The organism is Marinobacter sp. DUT-3 (assembly GCF_050379435.1).
GTDB lineage: Bacteria > Pseudomonadota > Gammaproteobacteria > Pseudomonadales > Oleiphilaceae > Marinobacter.
The window spans coordinates 1-17,455 of the sequence record NZ_JBNRMG010000020.1 but is presented as its reverse complement, the minus strand read 5'-3'; the positions used below and the strand labels follow the sequence as shown (position 1 = coordinate 17,455).

The following is a 17,455-nucleotide window of genomic DNA, read 5'->3' as shown; positions in this document are numbered from 1 at the left end:
TATGAAAATGACCGGCTATCATAGCCTATCTGAACGCCAGAAACGAGGAATGGAGATATGGACAGAGGCCTCTACCACCGCACAGACAAAAACCTCGCCAGGAGGCACTCAGGCCGCCTTTCGATTATGACAGCCCTGGCTTTTCTTGTGACCATCGGGCCTGCATTCGGGCAAGCCATTCTTGAGGGCGAACGGTTTCATCCGATCACGGCAAAACAGGGCATGGTCGCCACCAGCCACACCCTGGCCACCGAAGTGGCATTGGATGTACTCAGGGGCGGTGGCAACGCGGTTGACGCAGCCGTCACTGCCGGGTTTGCCCTGGCGGTGACCCAGCCCCGCTCCGGCAATATTGGCGGCGGTGGTTTTATGCTGATTGCCAAAGGGGATGGCTCAGAACCAGAAGCCATTGATTACCGCGAGAAAGCGCCCGCCGGAGCCTCAGAGACCATGTTTCAGGATGAATCCGGCGACGTCGTCCGCGATCGCAGCCGCTTTACCCACCTGGCAGCCGGCGTGCCTGGAACTGTGGCGGGCCTGGCCCTGGCGCTGGAGCGGCACGGCACTATTTCCCTGAAACAGGCCCTGGCGCCCGCGATCAAACTGGCCCGGGAAGGCTTTATTGTGCCCCGGCGCTTCACCGAAGGCCTGGAACAGGCCCGGGAAAGGCTTCAGCGCTGGCCCGCCACTCGCAGTACCTTCTATAAAGAAGACGGCAGCGCCTGGCAGCCCGGCGAACGCTTTCGCCAGCCTGCGCTGGCTGACACGCTGCAGCGGATTGCCGATGACGGCGTAAAAGGCTTTTATGAAGGCGTAACGGCAGAGCTGATTGCCGACGAGATGGCACGGCACGGCGGCCTGATCACCCGGGAGGATCTAAAAAACTACCGCCCCGAAATCCGCACCCCAGTCCATGGCACGTATCGCGGATACGACATTTACTCCATGTCGCCACCCTCCTCCGGCGGCACCCACATTGTCCAGATCCTCAACATTCTGGAAGGCTTCCCCATGGCTGACTACGGCCACAATTCCGCCGATGCGATTCATCACATGGCAGAGGCCATGAAACTGGCCTACGCCGACCGCGCCCGCTATCTTGGCGACACCGACTACGTGGATGTGCCGCTGAAAGGACTGACCAGCAAAGGCTATGCGGAAGAACTCCGTAAAAACATGGATCCTGAGAAAGCGCGCCCAGCGAGCGACATCAATCCAGGCCAGCCGGCTGCCTGGGAGAGCCCGGAGACTACCCACTTCTCCGTAGTGGACCAATGGGGCAATGCGGTGTCCAACACCTACACCATCAACTTCAGTTATGGCTCCGGCATCACGGTGGAAGGCGCCGGCTTTCTGCTCAACAACGAAATGGATGACTTCAGCGCCAAGCCCGGCGTGCCCAACGCTTACGGGTTAATCGGCGGAGAAGCCAACAAGGTGGAGCCCGGCAAGCGGATGCTCAGCTCCATGTCGCCTACGATCGTCAAAAAGGATGGCAAAAATGTCCTGGTGACCGGCAGTCCCGGCGGCTCACGAATTATTACCACGACCTTGCAGGTGATCCTGAATGTGATTGATCATGATATGAACATCCAGACTGCCGTGAGCGCGCCACGCATACACCATCAGTGGCTGCCCGATGAGATCCGCGTTGAACAGGGCGTCAGCCCGGACACCATTCGCCTGCTGGAAGAGCGGGGCCACAAAGTGGTCGATGGTTCGGCCATGGGCGCTATCCAGAGTATTATGATGGATGAAGATGGCGTTCTGTATGGTGGTGCGGACCCAAGGCGTAGCACATCGTCAGCCATGGGCTATTGATGACGGTAATTGACCAGGGTCACTGACCTGAGCGGAGGCATTATGTACCTTTCTGTACAACTGAGCTGTTATCCACTGAAAGAAGACTACGAACAACCCATCTGGGACTTGATTGACCGTCTGAAGCAAACCGGACTTGAGGTGTACCCGGGGCGCATGAGCACCGAGCTGTTCGGGGAGTACGACGAGGTCATGAAAGTGCTGTCCGATACCATGAAGTGGTCTTTCGAAACCTACGGCAAAGCGGTCTTCGTGGCCAAAATGATGGAGGGTGACCGGCGGCCAAAACAGTAGCCACCGACCTCATGCCCCATCATCCCTGGAGCCCTGTCCTGACTGAACGGGTCAGGCGCACCTCCACGGTGACTGCCAGGGAATCCAGTGCAGAGGCTCGTTCGATCCCTTCCGCGCTGGCCCGGTACAGGTGTGGTGTCATCGCCAGCAGATCGGAAATCTGCTCCTGACTGGTCAGCTCCAGGGGAAAACGCTCCGTTGTGGTCTCCAGAGTGGTGAACCCTTCGGGGGTGACAACGTCCTCATTTTTCTCCGGCTTCAGCGTGGGATAGATAATTTCACGCAATTCCCGCAGGTGCCAGGGGCCGGCATCCACCTGCAGCAGCTGACCGCCCGGTTTCAGAACCCGGGCAAACTCGGAATACACCGGAAACCCGAACAGACATAGCACCCGGTCCACGGAGCCAGGCAACACCGGGAGTCTGGCGTTGGTGCCCACCACCCATGCCGGTCGTTTGTCCTGCTTCGCGGCCGCCAGCACCGCCCACTTGGAAATATCCACCCCCAGCAGCTCCAGGGTTTGCCGCTCTCCGGCCGCAGCCGCAAGTTGCCTCAGGTAATACCCTTCCCCGCAACCGGCATCCAGGCAACTGAGCATTCCCTCACCGGGTGCGTCCGCCAGCACCGCACGATTCACCGCATCGGCGATGGGTTGATAGAAACCACCATTCAGGAAGTTGCGGCGCGCCGCCACCATCTCCTTGCTGTCGCCGGGATTGCGGGAACGCTTGTTCTGCACCGGCAGCAAATGGGTATAGCCCTGGCGGGCAATATCAAAACTGTGACCTGCCGGACAGCGCCAGGCCGTATCGACATGGGTCAACGGGTCACCGTCCAATGGGCAGGCCAGAGCCTGAAACGGGGTAACGGGCATGCAGTATCCGCCTGAGTTCATCTGTGTACGGGGATGCAAGGCTAACCCAAACGCCCCCAATGGTCTAAATTGAAAGCCACGCCTGTTATGAAACCAGCCCGTTGCGTGTTTATGAGCAACCCATTCGCCAAGCTGTTTAACATCAACCGCGACGAAATCATCCCGGTCATACTTGCGGTATTTTTCTTTTTCTGTGTCCTCACCGCGCTGATGGTACTGCGTCCCGCACGGGAAGCCCTTGGCATTCAGGGTGGCATCGAAACCGTGCGCTGGCTGTTCATCGGCACCGCGGTCATTACCCTGCTGGTTAACCCGGTGTTCGGGTTACTGGTCAGCCGCCTGCGCCGCCTGACCTTCATCACTACCACCTACGCGTTTTTCGGGTTCAGCCTGGTTGCGTTCTATCTGGTCATGACCCTGGCCCCCAACGTCATTGGCATCACCACCGGGCAGGTATTCTATGTCTGGTTCAGCGTGTTCAATCTGTTCATCACCATGGTGTTCTGGGCGGTGATGGCGGATCGTTTCACCCTCGATCAGGGCAAACGCTTTTTCGGTGTCATCGCCGTGGGCGGCACCTGCGGGGCCATTTTCGGGCCCTGGCTGACGTCCATGCTGGCTGCCCCCCTGGGAACCCCGGCCCTGCTTCTTGTCAGCACCGGGTTTCTGGGGCTGGCGCTGGTTGCCTGCTGGGCCATTACCCACGTACAGCCGGACCGGATCGGCCGCACACACGACACCCGGCCAGCCATCGACGAGCGCGAACTGATCGGCGGCAGGGCCTGGGAAGGTTTTCGGGCGGTTTTTCGTTCCCGCTACCTGCTGGGCATTGCCATCTACGTCATCATCCTGGCGATCGTGGTTACTTTCATTTATTTCACGCGGCTGCAAATGGTGGCCGAACTCGGTGAAAGCACCGATCAGAGAACCACCCTGTTTGCCAGAATTGACCTGATTACCCAGGTGGCCACACTGATCATGCAGGCGCTGGTAGCCGGTCATCTGATGAAACGGCTCGGCGTACACATCACCCTGGCTCTGCTACCTTTAACAACAGTGCTGGGTTTTATTGGTCTTGCCATGGTCGGCTCTCTGGCAGCGCTGATTACTCTGGAAGCCTCCTTCCGTGCGGTACAGCGCGCCATCATGCGCCCGGCCCGGGAAACCCTGTACACCGTGGCAAGCCGGGAGGACAAATACAAAGCCAAGGCCTTTATCGATACCTTCGTCTATCGTGGTGGTGATGTGGTGGGCGCTCAGGTAGAAGGTCTGCTTGGGCGCCTGGGTATGGGGCTGGCCGCCGTGGCCAGCGTCGCGGTTCCCCTGGCATTGATGTGGGCCGTACTGGGGCTGTGGCTGGGCAGGACACAACAGTCAATCGCAGCCGCCCTGGAATCGGGGGACGCCACCGAAAAGAGGACATCACCATGATTTCCCGCAGAGACTACCTGAAGCTCACCCTCGCCGTCGGGGCCACATTGGCCCTGAAACCCGGCATGCTCTGGTCCGAGGATAAACAACTGGAACTGATTACCCGTGCCATCCCGTCGTCCGGCGAACGCCTGCCAGTGGTGGGGCTGGGCAGCTCCGCCACCTTCGCCAGCGTTTCCCGCAGCGAAGACCGGGATGCCTTGCGGGAAGTTCTGAAAACACTGGTCGAGAAAGGCGGCAACGTCTTCGACACTGCCCCGAGCTATGGCGCTTCGGAAGCAGTGGCCGGGCAAATCGCCGAGGAACTGGACATCACCGATGACCTGTTCTGGGCCACCAAGGTGAACGTTGCCGGATGGGGTGGCGGCAAGGCCGACCCCGACACCGCGAGAGAGCAGATCGAAACCTCCTTCCGGCGCATCGGTAAACCGGTCATCGATCTGATACAGGTCCATAACCTCGGGGACGTACCCACGCAACTCGGCATTCTCAAGGAGATGCGGGAAGAACAGCGGGTGCGTTACATCGGTGTGACCACCACCTTCCCCCGCCAGTATGAAAACCTGGAGCGCATTATGGCGCGAGAACCCCTGGACTTCATCGGCATCGATTACGCCGTCGACAACCTCACGATGGAACAGCGGATACTGCCACTGGCCAGGGAACAAGGCATAGGTGTACTGGTCTACGCCCCTTTCGGTCGGACCCGGCTCTGGGAGAAAGTGAAAGGCAAGGACGTGCCTACCTGGGCGGCGGAATTCGACGCCTATTCCTGGGGGCAGTTCTTCCTGAAGTTCGTCGTCGCTCACCCGGCTGTCACCGCAGCCACACCGGCAACCAGTAAGGCTCGTCACATGGCGGACAATATGGGTGCCGCCATGGGGGCTTTACCCGACGAGGAAATGCGCCAGAGGATGATCCATTATATTGCCGGCCTGTGATCGCGACGGACCGGAACGCTCCTGATCAGCCCGCGTAGGCAGCATCGGTTCGCGCCGCCATGATGAAATCATTCCGGTGCAGACCACCGATCTTGTGGGTCCACCAGCGCACGGTCACCTTACCCCATTCCAGCAGGATGGCAGGGTGATGGCCTTCCGCTTCGGCCAGATCAGCGACTTTATTGGTAAACACCAGGGCCTCGGCAAAATTCCTGAATTTGAAAACCCGTTTCAGCTGTTCTTCCCCATCCAGCTCAACAGGCTGCCAGTTCGGAATTTCTTTCAGCAGGTTCTGTTTTTCATCTTCGGTGACTTTCGGAGCATCCGCACGACAGGCTTCGCAGGATTGCGCGGTCAGTGAACTCATGGCTCAACCTCCCTGACTGATGACTTGTATTACAAGCGTGGGTGCCTGGCTCCACATTATCAAGCCCGCTATTGAAATCCCCGCTTTTTCAGAATACTGTATATTTAAACAGTATTCTGAAAAAGCGGGACCACACTCATGAACGAACTTCTGAACACCCTGATGCAGGATGCCCGGGTCTGGCAGGGGGATCGCCACATCCAGACCAGGCAGCCAGCGGAGCCAACCGGCTACCAGGTGCTGGACAACCATCTGGGCGGGCTCGGATGGCCCCGGGGAGCGTTGAGTGAATGCCTGCTGGATGCACCCGGAATCGGTGAGTTGCAACTGGTACTGCCGCTGATGCAGCGCCTGACCCAGGCCGGCAAGACCGTGTTCTGGCTGAACCCGCCACACACACCCTACGCCCCCGCCCTGGCGCGGGAAGGTGTGGATCTGAAACAAGTGGTCATGGCTCATACCGACGACAACGGTGACCTGCTGTGGACCCTGGAAAACTGCCTGCGCTCTGCCGTCACCGGACTGGTACTGGCCTGGCCCGGCAAACTGGCGGCCCGGGATATCCGCCGGCTGCAACTGGCCGCCGAGGCCGGCAGCAACATATGCGTGCTGTTCCGCAACCGCAAACTGGCCGGGCAAAGCTCACCCGCTGCCCTGAGGCTGGAACTGGAAGCGGGAGCACATCAGGACTTGCGGATCAATGTGTTGAAACGCCGGGGTAGCTGGCCAGGGCAACGCTGCACCGTCGCCATGGCACACCGGGCACATGTGCCATTCCCCGAATCCAGCCGGATCGTTCAGGGCCCCTGGGCCCAATCCGGCCTATAACAGGTGCAACATGCTCTGGGTTTACCTGCATTTTCCTCACCTGCTGCTGGACCATATTCGCCGCTCCCGGAAAAACGGAGAAAACGGTAGAGAGAACGGCAGAGAGAACGCCGAAGAAGCGCTGGTGGTCGTGGAAGCCGCCGGCCAGCGGGTTCTCCAGGCCTGCCCGGAAGCCCAGGATCAGGGCGTGCAACCGGGCATGCCCCTGAAAACCGCCATCACCCTGGTGCCGTCACTGGCCATTGCCCGGGCCGACACCAGCCGGGAACAACAGATTCTGGCAGAGCAGGCCCGCTGGCTGTATCGCCATGCCGCCAACATTACCCCCTACCCTCCGGACGGATTACTGGCGGAAGTGGGCAGCCTGCAAAAGCTGTACGGCGGACTGGCAGCCGTCTGGCAAACCTTCGAACAGGCCCTGTCACAACGGCAGTTAACCGCCTGGATGGCTACCGGAAAAACACCCCTGGCGGCCCGCTTGTGCGCCCGCGCTGGTCAGGGCCAGTGCACCACCGACAGGGACCATATGATGCAACAGCTGTCCCGCCTGCCGCTGACAGCCGTGGAGCTTGACGGCCGCACCCTTACCCGCTTACAGCGGATGGGGCTTACCCGGCTCGGAGAAGTCATGCAGTTGCCAGCCCGGGAAATGGCTCACCGGCTATCACCGGATACCCTTGCCTACATCCAGAAAATCCAGGGCACCCGGCCAGACCCGCAACAACCCTGGCGGCCTCCACATCACTTCCGCCAACAGGCGGATTTTGCCCAGGACATTGAACACTCCGAGGGACTGCTGTTTCCCCTGCACCGCATACTGGGGGAACTGGAAGAGGATCTGTGCTGGCGCCAACAGGATACCGACAGCCTGCTGCTGGTACTGAACCACCGTCACCACCAACCCACGCGCCTGCGAATTCGCACCTCGGGTCCGGAACATCGGGCCGAAGCGTTTCTGGATTTGCTCCGTCTACGCTTTGAACAGCATCCGTTGAAAGCGCCCGTTACGTCCCTGGTGCTCTCGGTACGTCGCTTCATGGGTCGGGAGGCGAGTAACGGCAACGATCTGCTGGGAGAAACCCCGGACCTGAACGAAGCCTGGCATACCCTGATCAGCCGCCTGCAGGCCCGGCTTGGAGAGAATGCCCTGCAGCAACTGTCACCCCGGGCCGACCATCGCCCGGAACATGCCTGGACTACCGCCAATCTCCCGCAACGGGCACACGCCACCAGTCCAGAGGCAAGCAACCTGCCCCATCGACCGTTATGGTTACTGAAAAGCCCACACCCCCTGCAGGAAACACCCAGCGCCTGGTTTTCCGGACCGGAACGTATCAGCGGCGGCTGGTGGGACGGTCAGCGGGTTCACCGGGATTACTACATCGCCCAACTGGCCAGCGGCCAGCTGGCCTGGGTGTTCCGGGATGTGCGTGATGGCTGGTTCGTACACGGCTGGTTCGGGTGATCTCCATGTCCTACGCCGAACTCCATTGCCTGAGCAACTTCACCTTCCTCACAGGCGCATCACACCCCCATGAACTGGCGGAACAGGCGGCGGAACTGGGTTACCACGCCCTGGCGATCACCGATGCCTGTTCGGTCGCCGGCATTCCCCGAGCCTGGGCGGCCCTGAAAGACAGTCCGGTCAAGCTGATTACCGGCAGCTCGTTTGAGCTGAGTGACATTCCGGCCAACGGCGCCACACCCCGTTTTATCCTGCTGGCCCGCACCCGCACTGGCTATGGTCAGTTATGCCAGCTGATCACAACGGGCCGGCGGCGGGCGGAAAAGGGTCAGTACCAGCTATTCTGCCAGGACATCGAAAACCACACCCTCGACGACTGCCTGTGCCTGTGGCTGCCGCCCTCGCCTGCCTGTACCGCTTACGACGATGCCCTGAACTGTGGCCAGTGGCTACACCAATTGTTCGATCACCGCCTGTGGCTGGCAGCCGCCCGTACCCTGGAATCCGGTGAAGAGCAACACCTGGCCCGGGTACGCCAGCTCGCCACAGACCTGCACTGCCCGATTACCGCCACCGGCCAGGTCCACATGCACAGCCGTGAGCGCCAGCCCTTGCAGGACGTGCTCACCGCCCTGCGCCACCACACCTCACTGGAGAACGCCGGCCATCACCTGTTCCAGAATGGCGAACGCTACCTGAGACCACTGCCGGTACTGAAACGCCTGTTTCCGGGGCACTGGCTCAGGGAAAGCCTGACCATTGCCGATCAGTGCAGCTTTGAACCCGGCAGCCTGCGCTACGAATACCCTGCAGATCTGGTGCCCGAAAGGGAAACCCCGGCGTCATACCTGCTGGCACTGACGCGGCAGGGAGAACGCCGTCGCTACCCCGGGGGCACGCCGCTGGGCGTCCAGGCCCTGATTCGTAAGGAGTTAGCGCTGATCGCGGAGATGCGTTACGAGCACTATTTCCTGACAATCCACGACATCGTGGCATTCGCCCGCCAACAGGGCATTCTTTGCCAGGGTCGGGGCTCCGCGGCCAACTCGGCCGTCTGCTACTGCCTGGGCATCACCGAGGTTGACCCCGCCCACACCGAGTTACTGTTTGAACGCTTTATCTCCAGGGATCGGGGCGAGCCACCCGACATCGACGTGGACTTCGAACACGAACGGCGGGAAGAAGTGATCCAGTACATCTACCGGCGGTATAGCCGGGAGCGAGCCGCCCTGGCCGCCACCGTCATTCGCTATCGTCCGAAAAGCGCCATCCGTGATGTCGGAAAGGCCCTGGGGTTTGATCCGGCGCTGGTGGAACAGCTTCTGGAAGGCATTGACTGGCGAGACCGGGCCACGGACTGGCGCCACCAGATCCTGGATAAACGCCTGACCCGCAACCCTCAGGTGGCTAACCAGTTCTTCACCCTGGTCAACACGCTGCTGGGATTTCCCCGCCATCTTTCCCAGCATGTGGGCGGCTTTGTCATCAGTGCCGGTCCCCTGGCGGAACTGGTGCCGGTGGAGAACGCCGCCATGACCGACCGAACCGTTATCCAGTGGGACAAGGATGACCTGGAAAGCCTGGGGCTCATGAAGGTAGACGTGCTTGCCCTGGGAATGCTCTCTGCCATCCGCCGGGCTTTGGAGCTCATCAGTGAAGAGCGTGGCCAACCTTTTGGCATGCCCGACATCCCCGCGGACGACCGCCCTACCTATGACATGCTCCAGCAGGGAGACAGCATCGGTGTCTTCCAGGTGGAGTCCCGCGCCCAGATGAGCATGTTGCCCCGCCTGAAACCGGAGTGCTTCTACGATCTGGTGATTGAGGTGGCCATTGTCCGTCCCGGCCCCATACAGGGTGACATGGTGCACCCCTATCTGCGCCGCAAACATGGCCTGGAACCGGTTGAGTACCCCAACACCGAGATACAGGCCGTGCTGGAACGCACCCTAGGCGTACCGATTTTCCAGGAGCAGGCCATCAAGCTCGCGATGGTGGCCGCCGGCTTTACCGCCGGCGAGGCTGACCGGCTTCGCCGCGCCATGGCCGCCTGGAAATCCCACGGCGACCTCAGTCCGTTTCGTGACAAGCTCATCAACGGCATGCTGGCGCGGGGCCACGACGCGGACTTTGCCGAACGGCTGTACCAACAGATCTGCGGTTTCGGCGGCTACGGCTTCCCCGAATCCCACTCCGCCAGCTTTGCCCTGCTGGCTTATGTCTCGGCCTGGATCAAACGCCACTACCCGGCAGCCTTTTACTGCGCCCTGCTCAACAGCCAGCCCATGGGATTCTACTCCCCTTCCCAACTGGTTCAGGACGCCCGCCGCCATAACGTCACCGTATTACCGGTGGATGTAAACCACAGCCAATGGGAGCACACCCTGGAAGGCTCAGAGCGCCACCTCCGGCTGGGATTGAAACTGATACAGGGCCTGTCCGCCGACGGCGCCGAACGCCTCTGCCAGAACCGACCTCCCCTGGGTTACCACTCCAGTAACGAACTCCGCCGACTGGCCGACCTCAGCCAGCGGGACATGGAACTCCTGGCCGGTGCCAACGCCATGCCAGACTTCACCGCCAACCGCCACCAGGCTTACTGGCAGTTACTGGGCCACGAACAACCAGCCGAACTCTTTGCCGCTGAAGACAACGAAGACTACACACCGGACACCTGCGACCAACTGCCCGAACCCACGGAAGGCCAGAACGTCCTCGCCGACTACGCCAGCCAGGGCCTGACCCTGCAGCGCCACCCCCTCGCCCTGCTACGGGAACAGGGCCATCTGAAATTCTGCCTGAACGCCGAACAGCTCAAGACCACCAAAGCCGGCATCCCGGTCCAGGTTGCCGGCCTCGTCACCGGCCGCCAACGCCCCGGGTCCGCCTCCGGCGTTACATTCGTTACCCTTGAGGATGAAACCGGCAACGTCAACGTGATTGTCTGGCTGGAGACCGCCCGGCGGCAGCGGAAAGCGTTATTGACGGCGCGGTTGCTACACGTGAAAGGTGTGCTGGAAAAAGAAGGGGAAGTGATTCATGTGATTGCTGGGAAGCTTGCGGACCTGAGTCACCTGATTCATTCCTTGCCGGTTGATTCCCGGGATTTTCATTAAAAACAAAAAACCCCGCACTGAGGCGGGGTTTTCGGTACTGAAAGAGCGAGATCAGCTCAGAAGCTTGATCATCACACCTGCAGCAACCGCAGAGCCGATAACACCAGCCACGTTCGGACCCATGGCGTGCATCAGCAGGAAGTTCTGCGGATTGGCCTCAAGGCCTACCTTGTTGGATACCCGTGCTGCCATCGGCACCGCAGATACACCGGCAGAACCGATCAGCGGGTTGATGGGCTCCTTGGTGAAGCGGTTCATCAGCTTCGCCATCAGGACACCGCAGGCAGTACCCACACCGAAGGCCACAACACCCAGGCCCAGGATACCCAGAGTCTGGCCATCCAGGAACTTGTCCGCCATCAGCTTGGAGCCAACCGACAGACCCAGGAAAATGGTGGTGATGTTAATCAGAGCATTCTGGGCAGTGTCACTCAGACGCTCCACTACACCACACTCACGCATCAGGTTACCGAAGCAGAACATACCCAGCAGCGGCGCTGCGTCTGGCAGGAAGAGAACCACCGCAATCAGAACCACCAGCGGGAAGATGATCTTCTCTTTCTTGCTCACCGGACGGAGCTGGGACATCTTGATGGCCCGCTCTTTCTGGCTGGTCAGCGCCTTCATGATCGGCGGCTGAATCATCGGAACCATCGCCATGTAAGCGTAGGCGGATACCGCAATGGCACCAAGCAGATGCGGAGCGAGCACGCTGGACACGTAGATGGAAGTTGGACCATCCGCACCGCCGATAATACCAATCGCAGCGGCTTCCAGAATGGTGAAATCCAGGATACCCAGCCAGTCGAGCAGAGCCGCCCCCAATACAGTACCGAAGATACCGAACTGGGCCGCAGCACCCAACAGCATTGTCTTGGGGTTGGCCAGCAGCGGACCAAAGTCCGTCATCGCGCCAACACCCATGAAGATCACCAGCGGCCCGATGGTGCTGCCGATAACTACAGAGTAGAAGTTATACAGCATGCCATTGCCATATCCGAAATCCTGGGCAATAGAGTTTGCCATCGCCATTTCGGAATAACTGGCCTCTTTCACCGCTACCTTGAAGGCTTCTTTCAGCTCGGGCGTTATTGCCTGGCCGGCCTGATAGGCCACGTCCAACGGTGCCGCCAGCGCTGCAAGAATCTCGGTGCTTCCGCCTTTCAGGGCGAAGTGGATCGCATTTTCCGCCGCAGTCAGGGCAAGCCCCGCCTCCGGAATATTCGCCAGAATACCGCCAAACCCGATGGGTACCAGCAGCAAAGGCTCAAACCCCTTGCGAATCGCAAGGAACAGAAGAAGAAGGCCGACGGCGATCATGATCACCTGGCCAAGCTCGATATTGAACAGGCCACTACCCGTCCAGAGAGTCAGTAATTTATCCATGGAATGCTGGCCCTTATGCGATTGTCAGCATTTCGTCATCAGGGGATACGGCGTCACCGACCTTGATGAAGACTTCACCGATGGTACCGGCCTTCGGTGCGCGAACCTCGGTTTCCATCTTCATGGCTTCGAGGATGATCATCACATCGCCTTCTTCTACGGTGTCACCCGGAGAAACCAGAACCTTGAAGATGTTACCGCCCAGAGGTGCGACCACAGGCTCACCTTCGCCAGCAGCAGGTGCTGGTGCTGCAGAAGCAGCCGGTGCAGAAGCAGCACCGCCCTCGCCCTGGATCTGGGTGATTTCGCCACCTTCGGATACTGCCACCACGAACTTCTTGCCGTTCACATCAACGGTGTAAGTCTCTGGGCCTTCAGTCTTCTTGGCAGGCGCCGCATCTTCTGCGGTCGGAACCGGCTCAAACGCATCGGGGTTGTCGCGGTTTTCCAGGAACTTGAGACCGATCTGCGGGAACAGGGCGTAGGTCAGCACGTCATCAACAACGTTGTCTGCCAGTTTGATGCCTTTCTCGTCCGCCAGCTTCTTCAGCTCGTCGGTCAGCTTGTCCATTTCCGGCTCGATCAGATCGGCAGGACGGCAGGTAACTGGCTCTTTTCCGTCCAGAACACGCTCCTGCAGCTCCTTGTTCATTGCCGCCGGTGCCGCACCGTACTCGCCCTTCAGGATTGCAGAGGTTTCCTTGGAGATGGACTTGTAGCGCTCGCCGGTCAGAACGTTCAGCACCGCCTGGGTACCGACAATCTGGGAGGTCGGCGTTACCAGCGGGATGAAGCCCAGGTCTTCGCGGACCTTGGGAATCTCGTCCAGAACCTGGTCGAACTTGTCGCTTGCGTTCTGCTCACGCAGCTGGTTTTCCATGTTTGTCAGCATACCGCCCGGCACCTGGGCAATCAGGATGCGGGAATCGGTGCCACGGAGGCTGCCTTCAAACTTCGCGTACTTCTTACGTACCTGACGGAAGTAGCTGGCGATCTCTTCGAGCAGGTTCAGATCAAGACCGGTGTCACGGTCAGTACCTTCGAGGATGGCGACCACGGCCTCAGTGGGCGAGTGACCATAGGTCATACTCATGGAAGAGATAGCAGTATCCACGTTATCAATACCGGCTTCCGCCGCCTTGATCGCGGTGGCGGTCGACATGCCAGTGGTGGCGTGGCACTGCATGTGAATCGGGATATCCAGTTCTTTCTTCAGACGGCTGACCAGATCAAAGGCCACGTAAGGCTTGAGAATACCCGCCATATCCTTGATGGCAATGGAGTCCGCACCCATATCGGCGACTTCTTTCGCCAGCTCTACCCACATGTCGACGGTGTGTACCGGGCTGGTGGTGTAGGCGATGGTGCCCTGGGCATGCTTGCCAGTCTTGCGCACGGCCTTGATGGCGCGATCCAGGTTACGGGGATCGTTCATCGCATCAAAGATACGGAACACGTCGACGCCATTCTCGGCGGCACGCTCACAGAAACGGTCTACCACATCATCCGCATAATGACGGTAGCCCAACAGGTTTTGTCCACGCAGAAGCATCTGCTGCTGGGTGTTGGGCATGGCTTTTTTCAGCTCGCGGATACGCTCCCAGGGGTCTTCGCCCAGGTAACGGATGCAGGAATCAAAGGTAGCTCCACCCCAGGATTCCAGTGACCAGAAACCGACTTTGTCGAGTTTCTCGGCAATGGGCAGCATGTCGTCCAGCCGCATACGGGTGGCGAGCAGGGACTGGTGGGCGTCACGCAGGATAACGTCCGTAATCCCCAGCGGTTTCTTTGTGTCAGTCATCGTGTCAGCCTTCTGTTTAAAGGTTCTATCTTTTACCGGGTCACTTCTTGTGGCGTGACCGGAATTGTGCAATCGCCTTCTTGATGGCCTCGGCGGTGTCAGGGTCAACCGACGTTGGCGCCTTGGGCTTGGCACGTGGCGTTCTGGCCGGGGTTGCCGGCTCTGGCGGCGCAAACCGTGAGATGAGCTTGGACATGAGCAGCGTTGCGAACACCAGCACAACCAGGAACGCAAACACGAATCCCATGCCTGCAATCATCAGATCTACGGCTTGTGACATCAGGTCATTCATATCGAATAGCTACCTGTATTGGTTTGTGTGATTTCCCCGACTTGCCTGATCTTCTCTGCTGGACTAAGGTCTTAGGTCCAACAAAAACAAATCGGGAGGCAAAATCCTGCGTAATTTACCGTTTTAGATTGCCTTGAGCAACCGGAATACGAATTGCTATACGCGCTTACCGAGCCTCGCGACCCATTATGACAGAGCCAGGCCCGCTTTAAATCATTCCCATTCAGGCATATCTGACCCGCATTTTACGGCCTTTTATCCTGCCATTCTCCAGCCTTTCAAGCGCTTCTCTGGCGACACTACGGTCAACCGCCACAAAGCACTGAAAATCAAACAGGTCAATCTTCCCGACCGCCTTACCGGAAATACCGGCCTCTCCGGTCAGCGCACCCAGCACATCGCCCGGCCTGACCTTGTCCTTCCGCCCACCGGAGATGCACAGCGTGCGCATGGCAGGAGCAATCGGCCTGTCAGGGTTGGCCAGCAACTGCTCTACATCTCCCCATCGCACTTCCTCGCTACGATGGGACTCCAGCCTGGAAACCTTATGCCCCTGGGACGGCGTGCACAGCGTTACGGCCAGACCGGCCTCACCTGCCCGACCGGTTCGACCAACACGGTGCGTATGGACTTCCGGATCCCTGGCCGGCTCCACATTCACCACCAGTGGTAACGCCTTGATGTCCAACCCACGGGCAGCCACGTCCGTTGCCACCAGGACCGAGCAACTCTGATTGCCAAAACGGACCAGCACGCTGTCCCGATCCCGCTGCTCCAGGTCGCCATGAAGGGCCAGTGCCGAAAAGCCACGCTGACCCAGCGCCGCCGCCAACTCGTCACACTGCAGCTTGGTGGTGCAAAAGGCGATACAGGAGGCAGGCTGCAGTTCTGACAACAAGGCAGCCAATGCATCCGCCTGCTGCCCCGGAGCGATCTCATAGAAAATTTCACGGATATCCGGCTTCTCAATATGCCCCTCAACCCGGATATCCACCGGGCTGGACTGGTAACGCTCACTCAGTACGCGGATGCTGTCCGGCCAGGTCGCGGAAAACATCAGGGTCTGACGCTGTGGCGGCGCCTGACTGATAATGTCCTCTACAGCGTCCTGAAACCCCATATCCAGCATGCGGTCGGCCTCATCCAGCACCAGGGTTTGCAGCCGATCAAGGGACAGGGTGCCCTTGCGAAGATGATCCTGAATCCGCCCCGGCGTGCCCACCACAATATGGGCGCCATGACTGAGGGAGCCAATCTGCGGTCCGATGGCAACACCGCCACACAGCGACAGCACCTTTACGTTGGCTTTCGCCCGCGCCAGCTCCCTCAACGCCTTTGCCACCTGATCGGCCAACTCCCTGGTTGGACACAACACCAGCCCCTGAACCGAAAACTGCTTCGGCCTGAGCTTTTCGATCAGCCCGATACCGAACGCAGCGGTTTTACCACTGCCGGTTTGGGCCATGGCGATGACGTCCTTCCCGGCGATGGCCGCTGGCAGCGCCCGGGCCTGGATAGGCGTGGGCTGGCTGAACCCCAGTTGCTCAAGATTGGCGACCATGGCCTGAGACAGACCAAGCTGGTTAAAGGAAGACATAAATAGAAGATCCTGAAATGAATAATGCTGGTTATGGCGGAGTCGACAGTGCGCGTATACTACCTTATTCAGCGCACCAGTAGGGAGACTCTGCATAACTCCTGGATTATCTCTGGCTTTCAGGGCAATTCGGGCGCTATTCGGAGGACTCTTCAGCAACTATTTACGGAGTCGTAGATGGCATCACTTCAGGACCAGTTATTGAAAGCCGGGCTTGCCGATGAGAAAAAGGCCAAGGCCATTCGCAACGAGAAAAAGAAACAACGGAAGCAACAACCCAAAGGAACGGTTCAGGTCAGCGAAGCCGAAGTCCGCGCCCGCAAGGCTCGGGAAGAAAAAGCGGAGCGTGATCGCCAACTGAACCTGGAGCGCCAGAAAGAAGCTGAGAAGAAAGCCATTCAGGCACAGATTCGCCAGCTGGTGGATACCAATCGCCTGGACCGCTCGCGGGGCGAGACCTCCTATCAGTTCGTCCATGACAAGAAAATCAAGAAGATTTTTGTGGATGACAAGATGGTTGATCAGCTATCCCGGGGACGCCTGGCCATTGTGTTTGTGAACGACCAGTATGAGATCGTTGCCGAGGGCGTGGCACGGAAGATTCAGGAGCGGGATGAGAATGCTGTAGTGGTGCTGCATGATCGTCACGAGGATGACGCGGGTGAGGATGATCCTTATGCGGGTTATGAGATTCCTGATGATTTGATGTGGTAGGGGGGGGCAAAATGCTTTATCACCGGGAGTACGGTGGTGAGGCACTTTCAGTTGAGCGTCTGAACTCCGGTCGCTTGAACTGTGAACCCCTGTCCAATTTGGCGACTAGCCTGAGGGGAGGATTATTCGGGCCGTTGGCCCTCACCCCTTCGGGGCCGCCGTCGCTTCGCTCCGGCGTTCCTCAACCCACTTTGTGGGTTTCGGTCGAACCTCTTTCGGTTCAAATCCTCCCAGCTATACAAAGCAAAACGCCTCAGCCTGTGGGGTGCACAAACTGAGGCGTTCTGATCTTGATATGGCGCGGCTGGGAGGATTCGAACCTCCGACCGCCTGGTTCGTAGCCAGGTACTCTATCCAGCTGAGCTACAGCCGCTTAAACTGTGAATCCTTGTCCAATTTGGCGGTTAAAGCCATTGGGAGGATTATTCGGGCCTTTGGCCCTTTTAATAAATGGCGCGGCTGGGAGGATTCGAACCTCCGACCGCCTGGTTCGTAGCCAGGTACTCTATCCAGCTGAGCTACAGCCGC

General features: G+C 59.3%; 14 protein-coding genes and 2 tRNA genes. 8 read left to right on the top strand and 8 right to left on the bottom strand.

Annotated features, from left to right (window positions below; all coding sequences use genetic code 11):
• Positions 1 to 57 precede the first annotated feature (57 nt).
• Both ggt and ACQUWM_RS18775 read left to right on the top strand, forming a co-directional pair.
• Positions 58 to 1,821 carry a gamma-glutamyltransferase gene (gene ggt / locus ACQUWM_RS18780; RefSeq protein WP_428923111.1) on the top strand — a complete coding sequence of 588 codons (1,764 nt, stop codon included), beginning with the start codon at positions 58 to 60 and terminating at the stop codon, positions 1,819 to 1,821.
• A gap of 42 nt (positions 1,822 to 1,863) precedes the next feature.
• Positions 1,864 to 2,115: a YkoF family thiamine/hydroxymethylpyrimidine-binding protein gene (locus ACQUWM_RS18775; RefSeq protein WP_428923110.1), complete on the top strand. Its 252-nt coding sequence runs from the start codon at positions 1,864 to 1,866 to the stop codon at positions 2,113 to 2,115.
• A gap of 19 nt (positions 2,116 to 2,134) precedes the next feature.
• On the opposite strand, the gene ACQUWM_RS18770 is transcribed toward ACQUWM_RS18775, so the two are convergent.
• On the bottom strand, positions 2,135 to 2,989 hold the full coding sequence (locus ACQUWM_RS18770; RefSeq protein WP_428923109.1) for a putative RNA methyltransferase: 855 nt from the start codon (positions 2,987 to 2,989) through the stop codon (positions 2,135 to 2,137).
• 111 nt (positions 2,990 to 3,100) lie between these two features.
• Here ACQUWM_RS18770 and ACQUWM_RS18765 point away from each other — a divergent pair, with 111 nt between their 5' ends.
• The gene (locus ACQUWM_RS18765) at positions 3,101 to 4,420 is read left to right on the top strand and encodes an NTP/NDP exchange transporter (protein WP_428923108.1); all 1,320 of its coding nucleotides are present in this window, start codon (positions 3,101 to 3,103) and stop codon (positions 4,418 to 4,420) included.
• A complete protein-coding gene (locus ACQUWM_RS18760; protein WP_428923107.1) occupies positions 4,417 to 5,361 on the top strand; it encodes an aldo/keto reductase in 945 nt (314 codons plus the stop codon). The genes ACQUWM_RS18765 and ACQUWM_RS18760 overlap by 4 nt, the downstream gene beginning before the upstream one ends.
• Positions 5,362 to 5,386: 25 nt before the next feature.
• On the opposite strand, the gene ACQUWM_RS18755 is transcribed toward ACQUWM_RS18760, so the two are convergent.
• Positions 5,387 to 5,728 carry a 4a-hydroxytetrahydrobiopterin dehydratase gene (locus ACQUWM_RS18755; RefSeq protein ID WP_428923106.1) on the bottom strand — a complete coding sequence of 114 codons (342 nt, stop codon included), beginning with the start codon at positions 5,726 to 5,728 and terminating at the stop codon, positions 5,387 to 5,389.
• A 138-nt stretch (positions 5,729 to 5,866) separates the two neighbouring features.
• On the opposite strand from ACQUWM_RS18755, the gene imuA reads away from it, so the two are divergent.
• The 3 genes from imuA to ACQUWM_RS18740 are packed head-to-tail and all read left to right on the top strand — an operon-like array spanning position 5,867 to position 11,137.
• Entirely contained in the window at positions 5,867 to 6,556 is a 690-nt protein-coding gene (gene imuA, locus ACQUWM_RS18750) for a translesion DNA synthesis-associated protein ImuA (protein WP_407000892.1), read from the top strand.
• A 10-nt stretch (positions 6,557 to 6,566) separates the two neighbouring features.
• Positions 6,567 to 8,021 (top strand): Y-family DNA polymerase, encoded by a 1,455-nt coding sequence (locus tag ACQUWM_RS18745; RefSeq protein WP_428923105.1) that lies wholly within the window; start codon positions 6,567 to 6,569, stop codon positions 8,019 to 8,021.
• Between the two features lie 5 nt (positions 8,022 to 8,026).
• Positions 8,027 to 11,137, top strand: a complete 3,111-nt coding sequence (locus ACQUWM_RS18740) for an error-prone DNA polymerase (RefSeq protein WP_428923104.1) — start codon at positions 8,027 to 8,029, stop codon at positions 11,135 to 11,137.
• A 51-nt stretch (positions 11,138 to 11,188) separates the two neighbouring features.
• Here the strand turns inward: ACQUWM_RS18740 and ACQUWM_RS18735 are convergent, their stop codons facing one another.
• The 4 genes from ACQUWM_RS18735 to dbpA all read right to left on the bottom strand — a co-directional run bounded on the left by ACQUWM_RS18735 (position 11,189) and on the right by dbpA (position 16,213).
• Positions 11,189 to 12,523, bottom strand: a complete 1,335-nt coding sequence (locus tag ACQUWM_RS18735; RefSeq protein ID WP_428923103.1) for a sodium ion-translocating decarboxylase subunit beta — start codon at positions 12,521 to 12,523, stop codon at positions 11,189 to 11,191.
• 13 nt (positions 12,524 to 12,536) lie between these two features.
• Entirely contained in the window at positions 12,537 to 14,324 is a 1,788-nt protein-coding gene (oadA, locus tag ACQUWM_RS18730; RefSeq protein ID WP_428923102.1) for a sodium-extruding oxaloacetate decarboxylase subunit alpha, read from the bottom strand.
• Between the two features lie 40 nt (positions 14,325 to 14,364).
• Positions 14,365 to 14,616 carry an OadG family protein gene (locus tag ACQUWM_RS18725; protein WP_012139449.1) on the bottom strand — a complete coding sequence of 84 codons (252 nt, stop codon included), beginning with the start codon at positions 14,614 to 14,616 and terminating at the stop codon, positions 14,365 to 14,367.
• Positions 14,617 to 14,839: 223 nt separating this feature from the next.
• A complete protein-coding gene (gene dbpA, locus ACQUWM_RS18720; protein ID WP_428923101.1) occupies positions 14,840 to 16,213 on the bottom strand; it encodes an ATP-dependent RNA helicase DbpA in 1,374 nt (457 codons plus the stop codon).
• A gap of 177 nt (positions 16,214 to 16,390) precedes the next feature.
• On the opposite strand from dbpA, the gene ACQUWM_RS18715 reads away from it, so the two are divergent.
• Positions 16,391 to 16,927 (top strand): DUF2058 domain-containing protein, encoded by a 537-nt coding sequence (locus ACQUWM_RS18715; RefSeq protein ID WP_428923100.1) that lies wholly within the window; start codon positions 16,391 to 16,393, stop codon positions 16,925 to 16,927.
• A gap of 296 nt (positions 16,928 to 17,223) precedes the next feature.
• Here the strand turns inward: ACQUWM_RS18715 and ACQUWM_RS18710 are convergent.
• Positions 17,224 to 17,300: transfer RNA gene (locus ACQUWM_RS18710), tRNA-Arg, on the bottom strand.
• A 78-nt stretch (positions 17,301 to 17,378) separates the two neighbouring features.
• Positions 17,379 to 17,455: transfer RNA gene (locus ACQUWM_RS18705), tRNA-Arg, on the bottom strand.